This window comes from Methylophaga thalassica MP, from assembly GCF_000214595.1.
Lineage (GTDB): Bacteria > Pseudomonadota > Gammaproteobacteria > Nitrosococcales > Methylophagaceae > Methylophaga > Methylophaga thalassica.
Genome location: NZ_AFIG01000001.1, coordinates 506,931 through 527,124, shown reverse-complemented (window position 1 = coordinate 527,124; position 20,194 = coordinate 506,931). Strand labels below are relative to the sequence as shown.

General features: G+C 45.3%; 23 protein-coding genes and 2 tRNA genes. 12 read left to right on the top strand and 13 right to left on the bottom strand.

The window, feature by feature from the left end; all coding sequences use genetic code 11:
- Positions 1–36 precede the first annotated feature (36 nt).
- The 8 genes from moxG to MAMP_RS02465 all read left to right on the top strand — a co-directional run bounded on the left by moxG (position 37) and on the right by MAMP_RS02465 (position 6,339).
- Positions 37–621, top strand: a complete 585-nt coding sequence (gene moxG, locus MAMP_RS02500) for a cytochrome c(L), periplasmic (RefSeq protein WP_007144401.1) — start codon at positions 37–39, stop codon at positions 619–621.
- Positions 622–693: 72 nt separating this feature from the next.
- The gene (locus tag MAMP_RS02495) at positions 694–966 is read left to right on the top strand and encodes a methanol dehydrogenase (RefSeq protein ID WP_007144400.1); all 273 of its coding nucleotides are present in this window, start codon (positions 694–696) and stop codon (positions 964–966) included.
- 68 nt (positions 967–1,034) lie between these two features.
- The gene (locus tag MAMP_RS02490) at positions 1,035–2,069 is read left to right on the top strand and encodes an AAA family ATPase (RefSeq protein WP_007144399.1); all 1,035 of its coding nucleotides are present in this window, start codon (positions 1,035–1,037) and stop codon (positions 2,067–2,069) included.
- The gene (locus MAMP_RS02485) at positions 2,066–2,872 is read left to right on the top strand and encodes a DUF58 domain-containing protein (protein ID WP_007144398.1); all 807 of its coding nucleotides are present in this window, start codon (positions 2,066–2,068) and stop codon (positions 2,870–2,872) included. Before MAMP_RS02490 ends, MAMP_RS02485 begins: the two co-directional genes overlap by 4 nt.
- A gap of 10 nt (positions 2,873–2,882) precedes the next feature.
- Positions 2,883–3,824 (top strand): hypothetical protein, encoded by a 942-nt coding sequence (locus tag MAMP_RS02480; protein ID WP_007144397.1) that lies wholly within the window; start codon positions 2,883–2,885, stop codon positions 3,822–3,824.
- A complete protein-coding gene (locus tag MAMP_RS02475) occupies positions 3,821–4,801 on the top strand; it encodes a vWA domain-containing protein (RefSeq protein ID WP_007144396.1) in 981 nt (326 codons plus the stop codon). Before MAMP_RS02480 ends, MAMP_RS02475 begins: the two co-directional genes overlap by 4 nt.
- Positions 4,798–5,367: a hypothetical protein gene (locus MAMP_RS02470; RefSeq protein ID WP_007144395.1), complete on the top strand. Its 570-nt coding sequence runs from the start codon at positions 4,798–4,800 to the stop codon at positions 5,365–5,367. The genes MAMP_RS02475 and MAMP_RS02470 overlap by 4 nt, the downstream gene beginning before the upstream one ends.
- A gap of 9 nt (positions 5,368–5,376) precedes the next feature.
- Positions 5,377–6,339, top strand: a complete 963-nt coding sequence (locus MAMP_RS02465) for a vWA domain-containing protein (RefSeq protein WP_007144394.1) — start codon at positions 5,377–5,379, stop codon at positions 6,337–6,339.
- Between the two features lie 64 nt (positions 6,340–6,403).
- Here the strand turns inward: MAMP_RS02465 and MAMP_RS02460 are convergent, their stop codons facing one another.
- The gene (locus tag MAMP_RS02460; protein ID WP_007144393.1) at positions 6,404–6,799 is read right to left on the bottom strand and encodes a winged helix-turn-helix transcriptional regulator; all 396 of its coding nucleotides are present in this window, start codon (positions 6,797–6,799) and stop codon (positions 6,404–6,406) included.
- Between the two features lie 127 nt (positions 6,800–6,926).
- Here MAMP_RS02460 and MAMP_RS02455 point away from each other — a divergent pair, with 127 nt between their 5' ends.
- A complete protein-coding gene (locus tag MAMP_RS02455; protein WP_007144392.1) occupies positions 6,927–7,538 on the top strand; it encodes an NAD(P)-dependent oxidoreductase in 612 nt (203 codons plus the stop codon).
- 20 nt (positions 7,539–7,558) lie between these two features.
- A complete protein-coding gene (locus MAMP_RS02450; protein WP_007144391.1) occupies positions 7,559–8,038 on the top strand; it encodes a nuclear transport factor 2 family protein in 480 nt (159 codons plus the stop codon).
- Positions 8,039–8,170: 132 nt separating this feature from the next.
- Here the strand turns inward: MAMP_RS02450 and MAMP_RS02445 are convergent.
- The 10 genes from MAMP_RS02445 to MAMP_RS02400 all read right to left on the bottom strand — a co-directional run bounded on the left by MAMP_RS02445 (position 8,171) and on the right by MAMP_RS02400 (position 16,347).
- Positions 8,171–8,247 (bottom strand) — tRNA-Met (locus MAMP_RS02445).
- Between the two features lie 58 nt (positions 8,248–8,305).
- A complete protein-coding gene (locus tag MAMP_RS02440; protein WP_007144390.1) occupies positions 8,306–9,355 on the bottom strand; it encodes a phospholipase A in 1,050 nt (349 codons plus the stop codon).
- A 53-nt stretch (positions 9,356–9,408) separates the two neighbouring features.
- On the bottom strand, positions 9,409–10,500 hold the full coding sequence (gene ychF, locus MAMP_RS02435; RefSeq protein WP_007144389.1) for a redox-regulated ATPase YchF: 1,092 nt from the start codon (positions 10,498–10,500) through the stop codon (positions 9,409–9,411).
- Positions 10,501–10,508: 8 nt separating this feature from the next.
- Entirely contained in the window at positions 10,509–11,081 is a 573-nt protein-coding gene (pth, locus tag MAMP_RS02430) for an aminoacyl-tRNA hydrolase (protein ID WP_007144388.1), read from the bottom strand.
- Positions 11,082–11,088: 7 nt separating this feature from the next.
- The gene (locus MAMP_RS02425; RefSeq protein WP_040576141.1) at positions 11,089–11,760 is read right to left on the bottom strand and encodes a 50S ribosomal protein L25/general stress protein Ctc; all 672 of its coding nucleotides are present in this window, start codon (positions 11,758–11,760) and stop codon (positions 11,089–11,091) included.
- Between the two features lie 108 nt (positions 11,761–11,868).
- Entirely contained in the window at positions 11,869–12,804 is a 936-nt protein-coding gene (locus tag MAMP_RS02420) for a ribose-phosphate diphosphokinase (RefSeq protein ID WP_177207333.1), read from the bottom strand.
- Positions 12,805–12,894: 90 nt separating this feature from the next.
- Positions 12,895–12,969 (bottom strand) — tRNA-Gln (locus MAMP_RS02415).
- 41 nt (positions 12,970–13,010) lie between these two features.
- Entirely contained in the window at positions 13,011–13,850 is an 840-nt protein-coding gene (gene ispE, locus MAMP_RS02410; RefSeq protein WP_007144385.1) for a 4-(cytidine 5'-diphospho)-2-C-methyl-D-erythritol kinase, read from the bottom strand.
- Positions 13,847–14,446: a lipoprotein insertase outer membrane protein LolB gene (gene lolB, locus MAMP_RS02405; RefSeq protein WP_007144384.1), complete on the bottom strand. Its 600-nt coding sequence runs from the start codon at positions 14,444–14,446 to the stop codon at positions 13,847–13,849. Before lolB ends, ispE begins: the two co-directional genes overlap by 4 nt.
- The gene (locus tag MAMP_RS02400) at positions 14,443–16,347 is read right to left on the bottom strand and encodes a tetratricopeptide repeat protein (protein ID WP_007144382.1); all 1,905 of its coding nucleotides are present in this window, start codon (positions 16,345–16,347) and stop codon (positions 14,443–14,445) included. The genes lolB and MAMP_RS02400 overlap by 4 nt, the downstream gene beginning before the upstream one ends.
- Between MAMP_RS02400 and hemA the strand changes: the two genes are divergently transcribed.
- Entirely contained in the window at positions 16,342–17,601 is a 1,260-nt protein-coding gene (gene hemA, locus MAMP_RS02395) for a glutamyl-tRNA reductase (RefSeq protein WP_007144383.1), read from the top strand. The two genes, MAMP_RS02400 and hemA, sit on opposite strands and share 6 nt — an antisense overlap.
- On the top strand, positions 17,598–18,686 hold the full coding sequence (gene prfA / locus MAMP_RS02390; RefSeq protein WP_007144381.1) for a peptide chain release factor 1: 1,089 nt from the start codon (positions 17,598–17,600) through the stop codon (positions 18,684–18,686). The genes hemA and prfA overlap by 4 nt, the downstream gene beginning before the upstream one ends.
- Here the strand turns inward: prfA and hemF are convergent.
- A complete protein-coding gene (gene hemF, locus MAMP_RS02385) occupies positions 18,683–19,591 on the bottom strand; it encodes an oxygen-dependent coproporphyrinogen oxidase (RefSeq protein WP_007144380.1) in 909 nt (302 codons plus the stop codon). The two genes, prfA and hemF, sit on opposite strands and share 4 nt — an antisense overlap.
- Positions 19,588–20,139 (bottom strand): Sua5/YciO/YrdC/YwlC family protein, encoded by a 552-nt coding sequence (locus MAMP_RS02380; protein WP_007144379.1) that lies wholly within the window; start codon positions 20,137–20,139, stop codon positions 19,588–19,590. The genes hemF and MAMP_RS02380 overlap by 4 nt, the downstream gene beginning before the upstream one ends.
- Between the last annotated feature and the right edge of the window lie 55 nt (positions 20,140–20,194).

Sequence of the window (20,194 nt, the reverse complement as noted above, 5' to 3'; positions counted from 1 at the left end):
AAATACTCTTTGTTACTACAGGAAATTTTTTAAATCATGACTATCAAAACATTTTTGCCAAAGAAGATTCGAGGAATCGCACTGCTTACTGTCTCGGTACTCTCCGTGGTAATGATTCCTGTCGCTCAATCTCAATTGGTTTTCAGAAATACAGTCACAGGTGATGTGCTGGACTTATCTTTTGGCAAGAAAGGTGAAAAAACAGAAGCTGTAGAGCATTTCCTTAATACCGGTGAAAACCTCTACAACACCGATGATGAAGCCATCAAGGCAGGTGAAAGCCTGTTTATGACAGCTTGCTCTGGTTGCCATGGTCATCATGCTGAAGGCAAGTTAGGACCAGCATTAGGAGATGATTATTACACCTATCCTAAAAACGCTAACGATAAAGGCCTCTTCGAAACCATTTATGGTGGTGCCCGTAGCATGATGGGGCCACAGTACAACAACCTCACTAAAGATGAAATCTTGCACATCATGGCCTGGGTAAGAAGTGTTTATTGGGGTTCAGCAGATAAAGCAGACTGGTTGACTGAAGAGCAGAAAGCTAACTTTAAACCAGCAGAAGTGCCAGAAGACTTCAAAGAAGCTATGGATAACTTTAATAAAACTCATCATTAATTAATGGGTGGCATGTTGCCATAGTGGCAGCATGCCAATTCATTATGTCGTCGCAAAAATAAGGAGAGAAATATGAAACTAAAAACAATCGCTGTTGCTTGTTCAGCTCTGATGATGTTGTCAGGTGCAAGTGCAGTTATGGCTTACGATGGTACTAAATGCAAAGCCGCTGGTGATTGCTGGGAAGCCAAACCAGGTTTCCCTGACAAAATCAAAGGTTCTAAGTACGATCCAAAACACAGTGAAAAAGAACTGAACAAACAAGATGCTGCGTTAAAAGCAATGGAAAAACGCAATGCAGAACGTGTTGAACAGTTCAAAAAAACAGGTAAATGGGTTTATTAATCCATTACTGAAGCTGACCGGCCTAATTCTCAGGCCGGTCTTTTCTTTTTCTTCCATGTGAAACCGCTATGAACCAGCTATCTAAAACATCAACGATAGCGATGTCAGATTGGCATGCGCTTATTGCTAAGATGGAATCCAGCATCAACAGCACCATCCTGGGTCAAGAACACATTGTCAGATTGATGACCATTGCAACGCTCTCCAGAGGACATATCCTGCTTGAAGGTGATGTAGGTGTCGGTAAAACCACCTTGCTGAAAACTGTAGCCGAATGTCTGGGTGGTAACTTTGAACGTATTGAGGGCACCATTGATCTGATGCCGCATGACCTCGTCTATTACACCTATATTGCTGAAAATGGTAAACCAGGTGTCAGTTCAGGGCCGGTTCTGAAACATGGAGATGAACTCTCTATCTTCTTTTTCAATGAGATTAACCGGGCACGTCCACAGGTCCACTCTCTGTTATTGAGAATCATGGCCGAACGTAGCGTGCATGCTTTCAACCAAACACACTTTTTCCCTCATTTACAGGTGTTTGCTGATCGTAATCGTATTGAAAAGGATGAAACCTTTGAGCTGCCTGCCGCAGCACGTGATCGCTTTATGATGGAGCTGCATGTTGAGCAGCCAAAATCTGAAGTGCAATTGAAAGACCTGATGTTTAATCCACGTTACCATGATGCCGACAAACTGGTGGATTCAGCGGATAAAGCCATCGTGCCATTCCAGCAATTGAATGATGTTGCTGCCGCCATTCAGGAGCATGTCCACACTAGTGAAAAAGTGCAAGACTACGGCTATCACTTGTGTCGTGCGCTACGTGAACCTGCTGAATATGGCATTCAGATCACCGATGTCGATACAAGCAATATGTTACGTGGTGGTATGGGACCACGCGGGATCAGTTATCTTGCCCGTGGCGCCAGAGTCAATGCCTGGCTCAATGGCCGTGATGCATTAGTGCCAGAAGATTTTCATATGATTATCCGGCAAATCGCCAAGCATCGACTCTTTTTAAACCCCGTTTATGACTACAACCGTGATGAGATTGTTGAATCACTCATCACTGCCGCATTGAATACCATTCAATCACCATGAACCAGACGTTTGATTACAAAACCACTGGCCTGGTCAGTGGCTTAATGCTGGGCTCACATAAAAGTCGGCAACGAGGTACAGGCGCTGACTTTTATAAAAAATCATTATTTTTGGATGAACCCGATACATCAAGGCTGGACCTGAATGCCAGCCTGACCGATCCTTTTGAGTCTCTGCATGTCAAAAGTTACAGACAACGTAGCAAAATCGATGTGTTATTACTTATCGATGGTTCATCCTCAATGCTGTATGACGAAAAATCGGCATTACTGCATGAAGTCTATGAGAGTACTAAGGCCTCAGTTGAAGCCGCTAATGACCGTTTTTCCTGCTATCTACTCAAGGAAAAACTAATAAAGCTCGATGATATCGATGCCCTAACAACCGAGTTTACGAGGCTTAGCCCCGAGTCCAATCATGCGGAAGCTACCCAACAGGTTTTCCCCGTGTTACCAGGCAAACCTGCACTCATATTTTTAGTCTCAGACTTTCACTGGCCGGAAACACAATTACAGTCATTGATGACCGTTTTATCAGCGCATTTAGTTGTACCCATAGTGTTATGGCAATCCAAAGAGTATCTCGACTTCCCGTTATGGCGATTTGTTGAGCTGACCGATCTTGAAACGGGTGTCAGCTCTCTAGTGTTTATCACCCGCGATCAGAAACAAAAAATTCAGCAACAATATGAAGATCGGAGAGCCTACCTCACACAACAATTCCGCCGCTTTAATCAACAGCCTTTTTGGTTGATTGATCACTATGACGCCAAACAAATGAGTCGATACTTTTCGATGCAGTAGGAACCCCTTTATGAAGCTTATTAACACCATTTCACTGCTTTTGAGCTTATTTCTGCTGTCTGCTGCCTGTTACGCGGAACCGGTTCTGCCTGCTCAGCTTATCAAAATGGACCAGGGGCGAAATTATGGCCTGATGGTGGGTGATGTTATCGAACACCGCTATCTGATTGCCGTGGATGAAGGCTATTCCTTATCCCCATCCTCGTTACCAGTGGAAGGTGAACTCACATACTGGCTCGATCTGAATAGCGTGAGTATGACATCTGAGCAACAGGGTAAAAAGACCATCTACAATCTTACCCTCCGCTATCAAACATTTTACGCACCACTTGATGTTCGTACCTTGCTGATTCCTGAGCAACAGTTAGTGTTCACAGACAGTGCAAATCAGCGTGTAGAAATCACCTTACCCGACTGGCACTTCATCATGTCACCTATCAAAGAAATTACCGCGAGTGGTGTGGGTAATAATGACGGTAGTGATGGCTTCATGAAAGCGGATATCGCACCTAGAACACACTCACTTTCTCGTTATCAATCCCCCATTATCATCTACGCCAGTTTGTCGATTCTATGCTTGCTTATCTGGGCTGCTCTCGCAGGGTTATTGCCTAAGTTTGATACCTCACCTTTTCACACCGCACGGCGTCAAATCAAGCGTATAAATCGACATAAAAACATCACCGTTGATCAGATTCAACAAGGCTTGCAAGCCATGCATGATGCGTTTAATTCACGGGCATCTTATACCGTGTTTGCCTCACAAATTGATGATTTTATTCAGCAGCACCCACAATTTAATGAGAGCCGGACACAGATAGAAGATTTTTTTCAGCAATCCAGATGTGTGTTTTTCTTTGATGAAGCCCCCAAGCCAAACCTGCTGAACGATTGTATTCGTCTATGCGACAGACTCGCTGCCGCTGACAAAGTGGTTTCCGGTAAGTCATGAATCTCGCCTTTCATCTGCCATGGCTGCTGGTGTTATTACCACTCAGCTTATTACCTTTCTTCAGCAGCTTATTTGAGCGACATGCTACGCCCAGCAAACAGCTCATTAAACTTAATCCGCTGACGATCTGGCTAAACCGCTTAATTAAGCTTGCTGCTTCTCTGGCTATAGCCACAGTCATTATCGGACTCGCTGGTTTGCATAGTCTTGAGCAAATTGTGACTCGTACCGGACAAGGTGCCCATATCGTTTTTGTATTGGATCGCAGTGCCAGTATGAATGAAACCTTCGGCGGCCAGACACCGGATGAAAATGAGCAATCCAAAGCACAAGCAGCCCGGCGTTTACTCTCCGAATTTGTAAATCGCCGTCCCCATGATTTATTCGGAGTAGCCGGTTTTAGTACCCAGCCTTTTTACATCAGCCCGCTGACTGAACATAAAAGTGCAATTCAGGCAGCGATTAATAGCCTGGAGACACCAGGGTTAGCGTTTACTAACGTTGCAAAAGGTTTAGGCATGGGCTTGAGTTATTTCAAAGACCAGCCTCACACCGGATCACGTGTGATCGTTTTGGTTTCCGATGGCGCCGCCACTCTGGACCATCGTGCCCAGAAAACCCTACGTGAATGGTTTGAACGTTACCGGGTAAGTCTGTACTGGTTCTTCTTACGTACTGAAAACGGACAAGGCATCTTCAGTGAGCCCAAATCGCATCGCGATGATAACCCAAGAGTCATGCCTGAACGATATTTACATAAGTTTTTCAATACCTTATCAGTGCCATACCATGCATATGAAGTCGATACGGCAGAATCACTACAAGCCGCTTTGGCTGAGCTGGATGAACTGGAAAGCCTGCCATTAATTTATCAAGAAAAGCTTCCAAAACAGAGCCTCTCAGCATGGTGTTATGGCTTTGCTTTGTTTTTTGTTTTGTTACTTGTTGCAGTGAAATCTTTGGAGAAACGCTCATGATGTTGCGCCGTATTTATCTACAACATCTAACGCTGGCGATTAGCCTCGTTTTTCTTACCCTACTCGGCCTGCAAATAATAGAAAGGCAACATCAGCAAGACATCAACGATGCAATACGTTTGCTACAGTCACCACGCTTAGTGGAGGCTACTGAGATTGATCTGACAGAGCCCGAAGTACAGTTTGCCTATGCTCATCATTTGCAACAACGCGGTATGTTCGAGGATGCTGTCGATGCCTATGGCAAAGCCGAACGGATCAGCTCTCCAGCCATGTTAAAACTGGTTTACTACAATATGGGCAATCTCTATCTACAACAGGCGATTGAAACGGCTGAAAAAATGGGGATTGATCGTGCAACAGCTTTGGCTGATGTGGCAAAAGATCTCTATAAATCTGCATTAAAAAAAGATCCCGAGTTTTGGGCAGCCAAATATAATTTCGAAGCAGCACAACGATTATCCCGAGACTTGCCTCTCGGCGATCTACAAGAGTCTGGTGAAGTGCAGGAAAGCTCAGAAGAGCTGTGGTCAGCCATGCCTGGTTTTCCCTTAGGTCTGCCTTAGGTTGTTATGATGAAGCGTTTATATGCACTGATAGCTGCCGCCGTCTTATTACTGATAGCCATCGTTCTGCCTCCTTTACCCTTCACAGTAAAAAGCTATGACTTTGTGTTTGTGCTTGATATTACCCGTAGCATGAATGTGCAGGACTATTCTGATAAACACGGCGGTGCAATCAGTCGTTTAGAAAAAGCGAAAACCGCTATGCTGAATGCGGCCAGAAGCCTGCCATGTGGCTCAAAAGTAGGCTTAGCTGTATTTACCGAACGCGTACCTGCTTTACTCTATTCACCCATTGAGGTATGTAGTGATTACCCTGTTCTTGAGGCCAGTATTCATGCACTCGACTGGCGAATGGCCTGGGTAGCTGATAGTAATATCGGTCAGGCTTTATATAATACGCGTGAGCTGATGCTGAATGATGTGCTCGCTGGCAGTAAATTAGTCTTTTTTACCGATGGTCACGAAGCACCGCCCATCAATCCACGTTATGCTCCCGATTTCAGTTATCTGGATACTGAAGATCAAAAAGAAGATTGGAAGGCAGGCATGATTATTGGTGTCGGTGAACTGGGTCTGAGTAAAATTCCCAAGTTTGACGAGGATGGTGTACAGATAGGTTTCTATACTGCTGAAGATGTGCCTCATGCTTCACGCTTTGGCCTACCGGAGGATCCCAGCAAGGTCGAGGGATACATTCCACGTAATGGCCCATGGGGCACGGCCAAAGCCGTTGGCATCGAACACCTATCCAGCCTCAAACAAGACTATTTAATGGATCTGGCTCAACAAAACCATATGCTCTATCACCACTTGGAAAACAATAGGGATATGGCCAAGGCACTACAAAACACTGATTTTGCTTATGAGGCAACACAGCCCACGCAGTTTAATAAAATAGCGGCGGCATTAGCACTATTACTGCTTCTCTATTGCTATCAGCCTTTCAGACCTAAATGGCCTGCCAGAAAGTAAACACTTCTCCTGGCTACTCTAAATTACACCGATAAGATATTCCTATCTTTTGATTAATACCTATCTAGGCTTGTCCATCTTTTTTTGCTCTGTGCTGGCGTCGACTCTGACAAATCTGTGCATGATTGCTGTCAGCCCAGGCAATAAGGGCTTGCATAGGTTCAAGAAATGAATGGCCAAGAGGACTGAGTTTATATTCCACTTTCGGTGGCACCTCGGCATAGATCTTACGTTCAATAAACCCGTCCTGCTCTAATCGTTTTAAAGTGCGAGATAACATCTGTCGGGAGATATCACCAATTTCACGATGAAGTTCATTAAAGCGCAAAGTCGCCGGCGCTAATGTGGTTAGGATTAATAAACTCCACTGATCGCCGATTCTATCCAACACATCTCGTATCGGACAAGGATGGTCAAACTCAGTCTCTGTCTGCGTTTCGACAGAATTAGTCGTTGTCATGGTCACCTCCAAGTAACTTAGTACGCTGAAATTGACTTCTTGTCAGCTCAAGAAAAAGTATCTACGCTTAACTCAAAGGTCTACATTATAGACCTAATATTTATTAGATACTATTAGGAGGTTTATTATGTCAAACATTGCCATCATTGGCGCTTCTGGAGAAGTTGGTTCAAGAATAGTCAAAGAACTATCAAACAGACATCATCAGATTACGGCTATCTCACGTCATCCAGAAAACATTCCATCATTACCCGGCGTAACTGTATTAAAAGCCGATCTGCTTAACATCGATGACATTGTTCCACATCTTAGGGGGCATGACGTCGTGGTAAGCGCCGTAAAATTTAATGATACTGAAGCAAAACACATTATCGATGTGGTTAAAAAATCCGGCGTGCCGCGCTATTTAGTAGTTGGTGGTGCTGGCAGTCTGGAAGTAAAACCCGGACTTCGTCTCATCGACACACCTGAATTCCCAAAAGCCTATAAGGCTGAAGCAAACAAAGGGGCAGACTTTCTCGATGAAATACAAAAAGAAACGGAGCTTAACTGGACCTTCTTATCCCCATCAGCCCTGTTTGGCCCAGGTGAACGTACAGGTCAGTTCAGGCTGGGTAAAGACACTCTTCTCACCTCAGACAATGGCAGCCACATCTCATATGAAGATTATGCTGTGGCTCTGGTCGATGAGATTGAAACACCACAACACCCTCGCCAACGTTTTACTGTCGGTTATTAAAAAATATCAAGGAAATAATAATGAAAACACTATCACGAAAAGTCTTCCCGGTCCTGCTTAGCCTTGGTTTAGTATTATTCACCGCAAATGTGACTGCTGAACCAGCTAGCCATCGGGATCTGGCTAAAGAGGAAGCCAATCGTCAACTTGTTATCCACTTTTATAATCAGTTTTTTAACCAACATAAGGTTGAGCAAGCGGCAAAGGTTCTGGCTGAGGACTATATCCAACACAATCCTGATGTTCCTGATGGCAAAGCGCCTTTGCTTGACTACTTCGAGGGATATTTCAAAACACATCCACAATCCAGAGCAGATATTGTCAGAAGTGCGACAGATAATGATCTTGTGTTTCTGCATGTGCACTCTGTTGAAAATGCAGACGATCGTGGACAAGCGGTTGTTGATATTTTCCGCGTAGAAAATGGCGTAATAGTTGAACACTGGGATGTTATTCAAGCTGTGCCAGAAACCTCAGCCAACGACAATACTATGTTTTGAACCTGATGAGGTCATAGTTTGGGCTGATTTTAAGGCTCAACCTAACCACGCCATGTATACGTTGATTTCATCACTATACAAATTCACAGGCGAAAAAAAAGCCGGAGTAGAAACTCCGGCTTTTGAATCTGTTGGTGGCTATGGGTGGATTCGAACCACCGACCCCATCATTATGAGTGATGTGCTCTAACCAACTGAGCTACATAGCCACACGAAGCGCGAAATAATACGATATAAATGCTTAAGTTTCAAGTGAAATAATCATATTTATAACCAGTCACTCAACTGGATACCAAAGCCGATACTATTGGAGTGGGCATCATAGTCAATCAGGCTTTCTCCATAGCCATTAAACCATTGCACATAACCTTTCACACGGTCTGTCAGCGGGAAACTCCAGCCTAACTGAACAGCGCCATAGTTATCATCAAAATTCAGGTTATTCCGCAGCAGAATATCGAAGCTGTGATTATCCATTTTATAGACAGCGCCGAATTCAAAGTTACCCATATATTCTTCAATATCCGGATTATCGTCATCGCTGCTGCTATCCGGGATTCGCCACCATGGTTTAAATGAGTAGTACCAATCATTGTGCTCAAACACAAAGTCCGCATAAACCCGGTTCCAGCTACGTGATAACTCACCTGCCTGACCATTTGACTGGTGGACAATACCTGTACGAATAAGTGAATTTTTTATACCAAACAATTCATAATCGTTTTTGAATGATAACCAGGCTTCCGGTTCATGATCAGACTCACGGAAAGGCGAAGAACTGTGTTTATTAAACTGCTGCCAAAATGACCGGTTGGTATAAGCTACATAGGCATCAGCCCGACCATTGAAGAGATCGTAAGCCACTGGCAGCTTCAGGCTGATTTGGAACTTGGTTTCCCACGGCTGCAAATGAATATTGTCATTCGGATAGGCTGCTTCAAATGGCGCTTCATTCGGAGCAGACATATTATTACTTAAGATAATGTAATTCGGCTTATGCGGTAATAATACAAACGGGTTTTTGGCTTCTTTCTTTTCCAAAAATAAGCGTCGGGTAATCGCCGACTTGTCTTCTGTCTCTAAACCCGTACTGGTTACTTTAACGTCAACAGGCTCAGGATTGGGAGAGGCTTCCTCAATAGTGTTCTGGGTGATTGAGGAGTCACATAATTGTTTAATATCACCGACTGACATGGTGTCATCTGCTGTCGCCAGTTGAGTGAGCAAGCATTGATTTAACTTATCATCGGCATTGACCAGTGGTGTATAACCGATAGCTAACGATAAGAAGTAAAAGGAGAATGACGCCGTCTTCATAGCTTGCCTATGTCAGAAAGAAATAAGAACTCACGACATCATATCCCAGAATGCTAGACGTTGAAGCGGAAATGCATCACATCGCCATCTTTGATGACATATTCTTTGCCTTCCAGACGCCACTTACCGGCATCTTTCGCACCCTGTTCACCGTTGTACTGAACAAAATCGTCGTAGCTGATGACTTCTGCGCGGATAAAACCTTTCTGAAAGTCAGTGTGAATAACGCCAGCGCCTTCTGGTGCTGTCGCGCCTACTTTGACCGTCCATGCGCGGACTTCTTTTACACCGGCTGTAAAATAAGTATGTAAACCAAGCAATTCATAACCGGCACGGATAACACGATTCAAGCCCGGCTCGTCTTGTCCGATTTCACTTAGAAATTCGACTTTTTCATCATCTTCCAAGCCTGCGATTTCTGATTCAATCGCTGCGCAAATCGCGACGACATTAGCATTTTCTTGCTCAGCGAATTGTTTGACGGCATCTAAAGCAGCGTTATTCTCAAAGCCATCTTCAGAGACATTGGCAATATACATAGTGGGTTTGATCGTCAGCAGATGTAAGTCACGAATCAAAGCCAGCTGCTCTTTATCAAAGCCCATGGCACGAACAGGTTTGCCACTATCCAGTTCATCACGCATTTGTGTAAGTAGCTCTAATCTGGCTTTAGCCGTTTTGTCACCACTTTTGGCATCACGAGTCGTTTTGGTGATGGCTTTTTCAACACTTTCCAAGTCCGCAAGCGCTAACTCGGTATTAATCACTTCAATATCATCCAAAGGTGACACTTTACCGGCGACATGCACGATATTGTCATCTTCAAAACAACGTACTACGTGTGCAATCGCATCTGTCTCGCGAATATTGGCCAGAAATTTATTGCCCAGACCCTCACCTTTTGAGGCACCCGCCACCAGACCGGCGATATCGACAAATTCCATCGTGGTAGGTAAAACCCGTTCTGGATTTACTATAGCTGCCAGTTTATCCATACGTGGATCAGGTACGGGAACGATGCCGACATTAGGCTCAATAGTACAAAAAGGATAGTTCTGCGCATCGATACCGGCTTCAGTCAATGCATTAAACAAGGTTGATTTGCCAACATTAGGTAAACCGACGATACCGCACTTAAATCCCATGAGAAATCCTATTGTGAATGTAGCCAGTTCATAGCCTTATCCATATTTCCGGATAACACCTCTGGCAAAATACGTAAAACATTATCGATGGCTTGCTCGATCTGTTGGCGATCGGTCGGTGACGGTTTACTGAGAACATAATCAGAAACCAGCTTGCTATGACCAGGATGACCGATACCCAAACGACAGCGCAGAAATTGCTTGCCACCCGTCTGAGCAATAATATCCCTCAGTCCATTATGCCCGCCATGACCGCCATCGCGTTTCAGTTTAACGGTTCCGGGAGACAAATCTAATTCATCATGAATAACGAGAATATTCTCTAACGGAATTTTGAAGAAATTCGCTAACGGGGCAACAGACTGACCGCTTCTGTTCATAAAAGTCAGTGGTTTGAGCAAAAAAACTTTATGACCATCCAGAGAGCATTGAACCAGCTCCCCGTGATATCGGTTTTGAACAGTGAAGTTCACCCCGAGCTCACGAGCCAGCTGGTCCAAAAGCCAGAACCCGACGTTATGCCGGGTTCCTTCATACTGGGAGCCGGGATTACCTAAACCGGCAATGATCCAGCTCCCCATCTAAAGATTACTCTTCAGTTGCTTCTTCATCACCCTCTGCGTCTTCAGCTTCATCATCCACTGAATGTACGCGAGGCATATGAATATTGACCACTGCTTGGTCATAAGCAGAACGTTCACCTTCTTCAAGGTGCTCTTCCTGACCGTGTGACAACGCAGGTAAGCTAACGCCTTTAGGCAGAACAAGTTCTGATAAGTGAATAGCGTGATCTAATTCCAGCTTGCTGATATCTACCTCAATGAACTCTGGCAGATCAGCTGGTAAACAAGCAATTTCAACCTCAGTCATCACGTGAGAAACCACACCACCGGCTTTCACACCTACGGCTTTTTCTTCGCCGATGAAATGAAGAGGAACAGTCATTGTCATTTCATGTTTTGCATCAACACGCAGGAAATCAGCGTGAATGATTTTGTTGTCATTGGCAGGATGACGTTGCAGGTCTTTTAATACAACTTGCTCTTTTTTCTTGCCAATGTTCAGCGTCAGAATGTGAGCATAAAATGCTTCTTCAGCTAAATGACGAATGAATTGGTTGTGATCTAAAGCGATCGAAACTGGCTCTTTTTCAGCGCCATAAACAACAGCTGGTACTTTACCCGCATGACGAAGGCGGCGGCTCGCACCTTTCCCCTCATCAGTACGCGCTTCAGCTTGTACTTCAAATAAGTTTTCCATTTTTTTCTCCAAAAACAATGGACTTTTGCCCATCAAAAATGCCGCTTTTTAAGCGGCGTAAGCCTCCCCCGCGACCAGGTTCGGCACGTAAAAGTCAGCCGTAGCTAACTAATCCATATACAAGGAGCTGACTGACTCCTCGTTGCTAATTCTGTACATCGCTTCTGCCAGCATTTCTGCAATGCTTAACACGCGAATTTTTTCACATTCCTGCGCATGCGGCTGCAATGGAATGGTATCGGTTACCACTAGTTCATCCAGTACTGAGTTGCTGATATTTTTTATAGCTGGGCCCGATAAAACCGGATGTGTTGTGTAGGCGACCACACGGGTAGCGCCATGTTCTTTTAGTGCAGCAGAGGCCGCACATAATGTACCGGCAGTATCCACCATGTCATCAATCAACACACACACGCGACCATCCACATCACCAATGATATTCATCACTTTGGCTTCATTAGCGCGGGGACGACGTTTATCAATAATGGCTAATTCAACACCGAGATGTTTCGCTAAGGCACGCGCTCTGACTACACCACCCACGTCAGGCGAGACGACCACTAGGTCTTCGTATTTATGCTTCCAGATATCACCCAGTAACACCGGTGAGGCATAAACATTATCAACAGGGCAATCAAAAAAGCCCTGAATTTGATCAGCATGTAAATCGACGGTTAAAACGCGGTCTGCACCAACGCCAGTCAGCATATTCGCTACGACTTTCGCGGTAATCGCTACACGCGCTGAACGAGGACGACGATCTTGTCGTGAATAACCAAAATAAGGCACAACCAGCGTAATACGCTTTGCTGATGCACGACGGATGGCATCGGTCATCACCATCAATTCCATCAGGTGATCATTGGTTGGCATGCAGGTAGGTTGAACGATAAAGACGTCTTTACCACGTACGTTATCAAGGATTTCAACCATGATTTCGCCGTCACTGAATTTTTCCACCGTGGCTTTGCCAAGGGAAATATTGAGGAAATTGGCGATGCTTTGAGCCAGCTTACGATTGGCATTACCAGTGAATACCATCATACGGCTGTCGGCTGTTCGTTGTTGTAACTGGAGAAGTCGGTTTTGTGTCACGGTAGAGGCGCCGAGTTTTCTATCAAAAAAACAAAAGAGTGGCTGGGGTACCAGGATTCGAACCTGGGAATGCTGGGATCAAAACCCAGTGCCTTACCGCTTGGCGATACCCCAACTGACAAAACTCATTCTATCATCTTGCAGTCACATCTGGCTTATTTTTCTGCCAGTGCTCTTGCAGTGAGTGGCGACTGATTACAGCCTTTTGCCACAAAACCCTGCCAGTGTGAAGGCAGTTTATCTATTACGTCTTGTGCTTGTTGCTGACTTTGAAAATCAGCGAAAACACATGCTCCTGTACCAGTCATTCTCGGAGGCGCGTATTGTGCCAACCATTCCAGTGCATTTGCAACTGCCGGATAGTGTTTTATCACTACCGCTTCGCAGACGTTTCTGCCTTCCCCAGAAAGGAAGCGCGGTATTTTGATAGGTTCGCAGTCTCGTGTCAATTCCACCGATGAAAATATTTCTGCAGTAGACACATGACAATCAGGACAAATCACCGCAAACCAAGGTTCTATCGGGGATATTGGCGTTAAGTCTTCGCCGACGCCTTCTGCCCAGGCAGCGTGACCAGCGATAAAAATCGGCACATCTGCCCCCAAACTGAGTCCGATTTGCGCTAATTTTTGCTGTGACAAACCACATTGCCATAGCTTATTCAACGCGACTAATGTTGTAGCGGCATTTGAACTACCGCCTCCTAAACCGCCCCCCATGGGTAAGCGTTTTGTGACGGAAATATCCACCCCATGATGTGTTTCAGTGAAGGGTTTTAATAATGTTGCCGCTTTAACAATCAGATTATCTTCGCTGGGCACACCTGCAAATTCAGTTTGTAGATCGATTTTGCCTGAGTTATTGGTATCAAAAAACAGACTATCGCCAAAATCCAGAAACTGAAATGCGGTCTGAAGGTTGTGATACCCATCTTCCCGCCGTCCGGTGATGTGCAAAAATAAATTTAATTTTGCCGGCGCTGGCCATGCTTTCACTCAGCTCGACTCCAATCTGCAATCACTAATCGAATATTCAAATCAGGGTGTTTGATAAAAATTTTAGCGGGTACCACCAAGCCATTAAATGGCACATAGCGCAGGTATTCCACCTGCCAACCGGCTTGTTCTAAGGTTTTCAGACGCCCATTTTCATCCAGTTGATACTTATCTACTGCAGCATCTTTATAAGGCACGCCTCTCACCCAATCACGTAATGCACTCACCGGCAGAAGCCAGCCCAAGGTTTTGGCTAAAAGTTGCTCGGGGGTCTGCGCCGAATATTGCTCACCATTATCCAGCGTTAAGGTAACTTGTTGTGCATCACCCATTAACTCAGCCCCACCTTGGGAAAAAGGGCCTGATAATTTGATATCAAAACCATCACCTTGTTGTTGCCAAGTGATTCCCGCGTTCCAGCCTTCACGACCTTGGGTGATCGCCGTACGCCCGCGAAAACGCCAGTCTTTCAGTGACGCTATTTCTTGCTGTTGCTGTTGCCATTTTTGCTCTGGCGACTCAGTCGTTTTTGCTTGCCATAAAGGCGCACAGGCGGTCAGCAATAGACTCAGTGCTGCCAGCCAGACTAACCTCATAGGCCAAACCTGCGCATGGTTTCAATTAACAAGGTATTGTCAGGATCTTGCAACAGACCCTTATCCCAGATTTTTTTCGCTTCTTGTTTTTTGCCGCGCTGCCACAGTACTTCACCTAAATGGGCAATGAACTCCGGATCAGGATTGGCTTCCGTCGCTTCCCGCAGGTATTTTTCCGCTTTTTCTAAGTCACCCAGGCGATAATAAACCCAACCCAGACTGTCGAGGTAGAAAGGGTCACCTGGCTTAAGTTCTAAGGCACGTTGAATCAGCTTTAATGCTTCCTGATGACGATCAGTACGGTCCGTCAATGTATAACCCAGTGCATTTAATGCCTGAGAATTATTAGGATCATTGGCCAGAATCTGTCTTAAATCGGCTTCCAGCACATCCAGCTTATCCATCGACTCAGCAATCATCGCTCTGCTATAGAGCGCGTCTTCATTTTTTGGGTAATGCTTGATGGCTTTTGTTAATAAGTCAAAAGCCTCTTGTTTCATGCCGTGGTCGCGTAACAAACTGGCTTCGAATAAGTAATACTGCAGGGCTTTATTCGGTAATTGCTGTCTCAACTGTGCCAGATGTTCACGGGCTTTTTCGATGTCATCGCGACCCAGCAATAAATTAATGTAATGGGTCTGCGCCAAATCAAAACGACTGCTTTGCACCGGTACTGAGGCAAACCAAACCAGCGCGGCATCGACATTGGCATTCAATTCTTCAGCAATCCCCATAAAATACGCAGCCTGGTTGGTGGGATCGCCCAGTCTTAATAAATCACTGAAATACGATTTGGCTTTCTCGCCATCTTTTTCTTCCAGCGCTAACAAGCCAAGCGCAAAAAGCACATCCCGATTTTCGGGGTTATCCGCTTGAATGGATTCAAAAATAGTGCGTGCTTTGTCCAGTTGGCCGGCATCACCTAATAATTTGCCATAGGTAAAACGCAGTTCATCACTGGCATCAGCTTTTGCTGCAGGTTTGGCTAGCAGTTTCACACCTTCTTTGGTTTTGCCCAATCGCTGTAAGGTATCGGCTTTTAACACGAGATAGCTTTCATTCTCAGGATCGGCTTTTAATAAAGGATCAATTTCAGCCAGTGTTTCTGGGTATTGCTGATAGAAGAACGCTAAGCGAGCATAGGCATAATGTGCATCAGGATGGCCTTGCTTATACAGATCCAGCTTCTTCAATGTGGCAAGCGCTTCTTCCGGAGACGCCACTTCAGCCAGATTTTCTGTCGCTCTGGCTAAATAAATCTTTTGATTCTCTGGCGCTAAAGATAATGCTTTGTTTATAGCTTGAACCGCACCGTCATAATCTTTCTCCATCATCAAAAATGGCGCGCGCATCATATAGACATCAGCATTATTAGGATCCACTTCCAACCAGCGATCCAGAGCGTGATTAATTTTTTCTTCGTTTCGGGAAAGTGTCGCCACCTGTGCACTTCGGCCAGCTAGTTTAGGCGACTTGACCATATCCGCAGCACGCTCGTATAGCTCGACAGCGGCTCCGACTTCACCACGCTGACCCGCCACTTCCGCAGTAAGGATGTAGTACATCAGTTCAGGTGACATTGGCATAGTGACTTCGGGCTTTTTTTCCTCTTTCACTTCCGGTGCAGCTTTGACGACTTTTTGCGCCTCATCAACTGTAGCTTTACTTTGCTGTGCGGGGGTTGCAGCACAGGCAGTAATGAGTGAGGTAAGTCCGATCAGAGCAAAATATTTAGTATGTTGCCCTACATTCATCATGAATGATTTCGTTGAATCCATATTAAAACGACCTGAACGTTTGATTTTGATAGAATGGCGAATTGTTTTCACTAATAACAGACGATTGTAATAATGGCTGTAAAGTTTAACAGCATTTAATAACGACTTTTTCTTAATATGCATCTTGTCACCTATGGCATCAACCACAACACCGCTCCGGTTCATATCCGTGAGCTATTTGCGTTTGATGCGAGCATGCTTCCAGCAGCTTTATCCACTTTACATGAAGATGATTCCATACTTGAAGTCGTTATCTTGTCGACGTGCAATCGTACTGAAATCTACTGTTGTGTTGATGCAGAGTCTGACAACCAAATCCTCGCTTGGTTGCATCAGTATCATCAGCAGGAAGATGGCACTATCACCCCTTATCTGTATCACTACCAGCAAGCCGACGCTATTCGTCATTTGATGCGCGTGGCCTGTGGTCTGGATTCTATGGTGCTGGGCGAACCCCAGATTCTGGGTCAGCTAAAAGATGCTTATAGCCAATCACTCAATGCCAATACCCTTGGAAAATCTCTAGGTCGTTTGTTTCAACATGCTTTTGCAGTTGCCAAACAAGTCCGTACGGATACCGCGATCGGAAACAGTCCTGTTTCGGTAGCCTTTGCTGCCGTCAGTCTGGCGAAACAAATTTTTAGCGATCTGGCTGACTCTACCGCTTTATTAATTGGTGCAGGCGAAACCATTGAACTGGTTGCACGTCACCTCTATGACAATGGTATTAAACGGATCATCATCGCCAACCGCACGATTGAACGGGCACATAATCTCGCCACTCAGGTAGATGGTTACGCGATCAGTCTCAGTGAACTACCTGCACATCTGGCCGAAGCCGATATTGTGGTCAGCTCAACCGCCAGCCAACTGCCAATTCTTGGTAAAGGAGCTGTTGAAAGAGCCTTAAAAATCCGTAAACGTAAACCAATTTTCATGGTCGATATCGCCGTACCACGCGATATTGAAGCCGAAGTCGGATTATTGGATGATATATACCTTTATTGTGTTGATGATTTGAAAGAAATCATCGAAGAGAACTTACAATCTCGTCGTGATGCCGCCTTACAGGCTGAAGAAATTATCGATACACAAGTGGATCATTTTCAGGCCTGGCTCCGAACCCAAGATGCCGTTCCTGTAATTAGAGCCATACGTGACAATGCTGAAGAGATAAGTAAGCATTCACTGGAAAGAGCAATAAAACAACTTGAGCAAGGTATGCCTGCCGAACAGGCCATGACTGAGCTCGCACGTACATTGACCAACCGTTTACTGCATGAACCGAGTCGCCAGCTCCGTCAATCCGGATTTGATGAAGAAGGCCATTTACTCAGCGCAGCACGGCGTCTGTTTAATATCAAGGATCCCAAGTGAAAGATTCGATCAAACATAAATTAGAATCACTCGTTGATCGTCATGAAGAAATTAGTGGTCTGCTCGCTGATCCTGACACCATGGCCGATCAGAATAAATTCCGATCACTGTCGCAGGAATACGCTCAATTAGAGCCTGTTGTCAGCAATTTCAACGCATATCGCCGCACAATCAGCGCATTAGAAGATGCCAAGCAGATGCTGAATGAAGATGATGCTGACATGCGTGAAATGGCAAAAGAAGAAATTAATGCTGCAGAAGAAAAAATCGAAGAACTCGAATTAACCCTGCAAAAGTTATTACTGCCTAAAGATCCTAATGATCAACGCAATATTTACCTGGAAATTCGTGCCGGAACCGGTGGTGATGAAGCAGCGATTTTCTCGGGTGATTTATTCCGTATGTACACTAAATATGCTGAGTCTCGTCGCTGGAAAGTCGAAGTGATCAATGCGCAGGAAGGTGAACATGGCGGTTATAAAGAAGTCATCTGCCGCATTGTCGGTGAAGGGGCATATTCACGTCTGAAGTTTGAATCAGGTGCTCACCGTGTGCAACGAGTTCCGGAAACCGAATCACAAGGCCGCATTCATACGTCGGCCTGTACAGTGGCCATTCTGCCGGAAGCGGATGAAATTGATGAAGTCGATATCAACCCGGCCGATTTAAAAGTCGATACCTATCGCTCTCAAGGCGCCGGTGGTCAGCACGTTAACACCACCGATTCTGCGGTGCGTATTACTCACATTCCAACCGGTATCGTCGTCGAATGTCAGGAAGAGCGTTCGCAACATAAAAACCGAGCAAAAGCGATGTCGGTTTTACAAGCGCGCATTATGGCTGCGCAGGTAGAAAAACAGGCGGCCGAAGAAGCTCAAACACGTAAATCACTGGTGGGTTCAGGTGACCGAAGTGAACGTATCCGTACCTATAACTATCCTCAGGGACGTGTTACTGATCACCGTATCAATCTGACCTTATACAAACTGGTTGAGATCATGGAAGGTGAGCTGGAACAAGTGATTGAACCCCTGATCAACGAATATCAGGCGGATCAACTCGCCGCCTTATCCGGCGAGTCTTAAATCCAGTCGCGTGTCGGCAGAAAGTCCGTGTATAAACGGGCTTCTGCTGATCCGGCTTCCGGAATCCAGTGATAACGCCATTTCACCAGTGGTGGTAGCGACATCAAAATCGATTCGGTGCGGCCACCCGACTGTAATCCAAACAATGTGCCACGGTCATACACCAGATTAAACTCAACATAACGTCCACGACGGTATAACTGAAAGTCGCGTTCGCGTTCACCAAACTTGGTGCCCTTACGTTTCTGCACAATCGGGGCATAAGCCTTGATATAACTGTCGCCAACCGATTGCATAAAGGCAAAACAGCGATCAAAGTCCCATTCATTCAGATCATCAAAAAATAAACCACCGACGCCACGGCACTCATCACGATGCTTGAGATAAAAATACTCATCACACCATTTTTTAAAGCGTGGATACACATCCTCACCAAAAGGATCACAGGCGGCTTTAGCAGTGGTATGCCAATGAATCACATCTTCTTCATTGCCGTAATAAGGCGTTAAGTCATAGCCACCACCAAACCACCAGATAGGATCCTCACCGTCTTTTTCTGCAATAAAAAAGCGGACATTGGCGTGTGATGTTGGTACGTACGGATTATGAGGATGGATAACGAGTGACACCCCCATGGCGCGAAAGCTTCGACCCGCTAACTCAGGGCGGCTGGCTGTTGCCGAAGCCGGTAAATCATCTCCACTGACTTCAGAAAAATTAACACCACCTTGTTCAAAGACGGCACCATTAGTTAAAACTCGAGTACGACCACCACCGCCAGTTTCACGTTTCCAGTCATCAATTTCAAACGATGCTTTACCATCTATTAATTCAAGTTCATTGCAAATACTTTCTTGTAGACGAAGTAGGTATTCACGAACTGCATCAATATCCGGTGTACTCATCGTAAAATTTCTCCTGTTTGTGCATCTCTGATTTGGCTTGGTTTTTTGGCGCCGCCCAAACTACCTGCTAACACATAATCCAGCTCGGGCAATTGCCAGCGAACCTGATGCACATTCATCGCTGGTCGTAAGCCATTTAGGTTGGCACTGGTTGAGACAATCGCTCCACCAAAGGCTTCACATAAAGCACGGGTTTGTGGGTGCGCCGTCACTCGCACAGCAATGGTGTCATGTAATCCTGTTAGCAACATCGGCACTTCTTCACGTACTGGCAGTAACCATGTTACCGGGCCGGGCCAGGTTTTATTCAGTTCGGCTAACACCTTGGCATCAACGGGTTTAATAAAATCTTGTAACTGATTAAAGTCGGATGCGATGAGGATAAGCCCTTTATGCCAGGGACGTTGTTTCAGCTCTAATAAACGCAATAATGCTTCTTCATCCCAGGGATCGCAGCCCACACCAAACACCGCCTCTGTCGGGTAGCCGATAACGCCACCGGCATTCAGGGTTTTTACCGCTTCTCGTAATCGCCAAGTATTTGTCATGTTCTCGCCTCTATTCAGACCACAGTGATTGAATACCCTAATGTCACTCAATAAA

Excerpts from the sequence above, each read along its gene's own strand:
- moxG (WP_007144401.1), top strand. The coding sequence starts at position 37 with ATGACTATCAAAACATTTTTGCCAAAGAAGATTCGAGGAATCGCACTG.
- MAMP_RS02495 (WP_007144400.1), top strand. The coding sequence starts at position 694 with ATGAAACTAAAAACAATCGCTGTTGCTTGTTCAGCTCTGATGATGTTG.
- MAMP_RS02490 (WP_007144399.1), top strand. The coding sequence starts at position 1,035 with ATGAACCAGCTATCTAAAACATCAACGATAGCGATGTCAGATTGGCAT.
- MAMP_RS02485 (WP_007144398.1), top strand. The coding sequence starts at position 2,066 with ATGAACCAGACGTTTGATTACAAAACCACTGGCCTGGTCAGTGGCTTA.
- MAMP_RS02480 (WP_007144397.1), top strand. The coding sequence starts at position 2,883 with ATGAAGCTTATTAACACCATTTCACTGCTTTTGAGCTTATTTCTGCTG.
- MAMP_RS02475 (WP_007144396.1), top strand. The coding sequence starts at position 3,821 with ATGAATCTCGCCTTTCATCTGCCATGGCTGCTGGTGTTATTACCACTC.
- MAMP_RS02470 (WP_007144395.1), top strand. The coding sequence starts at position 4,798 with ATGATGTTGCGCCGTATTTATCTACAACATCTAACGCTGGCGATTAGC.
- MAMP_RS02465 (WP_007144394.1), top strand. The coding sequence starts at position 5,377 with ATGAAGCGTTTATATGCACTGATAGCTGCCGCCGTCTTATTACTGATA.
- MAMP_RS02460 (WP_007144393.1), bottom strand. The coding sequence starts at position 6,799 with ATGACAACGACTAATTCTGTCGAAACGCAGACAGAGACTGAGTTTGAC.
- MAMP_RS02455 (WP_007144392.1), top strand. The coding sequence starts at position 6,927 with ATGTCAAACATTGCCATCATTGGCGCTTCTGGAGAAGTTGGTTCAAGA.
- MAMP_RS02450 (WP_007144391.1), top strand. The coding sequence starts at position 7,559 with ATGAAAACACTATCACGAAAAGTCTTCCCGGTCCTGCTTAGCCTTGGT.
- MAMP_RS02440 (WP_007144390.1), bottom strand. The coding sequence starts at position 9,355 with ATGAAGACGGCGTCATTCTCCTTTTACTTCTTATCGTTAGCTATCGGT.
- ychF (WP_007144389.1), bottom strand. The coding sequence starts at position 10,500 with ATGGGATTTAAGTGCGGTATCGTCGGTTTACCTAATGTTGGCAAATCA.
- pth (WP_007144388.1), bottom strand. The coding sequence starts at position 11,081 with ATGGGGAGCTGGATCATTGCCGGTTTAGGTAATCCCGGCTCCCAGTAT.
- MAMP_RS02425 (WP_040576141.1), bottom strand. The coding sequence starts at position 11,760 with ATGGAAAACTTATTTGAAGTACAAGCTGAAGCGCGTACTGATGAGGGG.
- MAMP_RS02420 (WP_177207333.1), bottom strand. The coding sequence starts at position 12,804 with ATGATGGTATTCACTGGTAATGCCAATCGTAAGCTGGCTCAAAGCATC.
- lolB (WP_007144384.1), bottom strand. The coding sequence starts at position 14,446 with ATGAGGTTAGTCTGGCTGGCAGCACTGAGTCTATTGCTGACCGCCTGT.
- hemA (WP_007144383.1), top strand. The coding sequence starts at position 16,342 with ATGCATCTTGTCACCTATGGCATCAACCACAACACCGCTCCGGTTCAT.
- MAMP_RS02400 (WP_007144382.1), bottom strand. The coding sequence starts at position 16,347 with ATGCATATTAAGAAAAAGTCGTTATTAAATGCTGTTAAACTTTACAGC.
- hemF (WP_007144380.1), bottom strand. The coding sequence starts at position 19,591 with ATGAGTACACCGGATATTGATGCAGTTCGTGAATACCTACTTCGTCTA.
- MAMP_RS02380 (WP_007144379.1), bottom strand. The coding sequence starts at position 20,139 with ATGACAAATACTTGGCGATTACGAGAAGCGGTAAAAACCCTGAATGCC.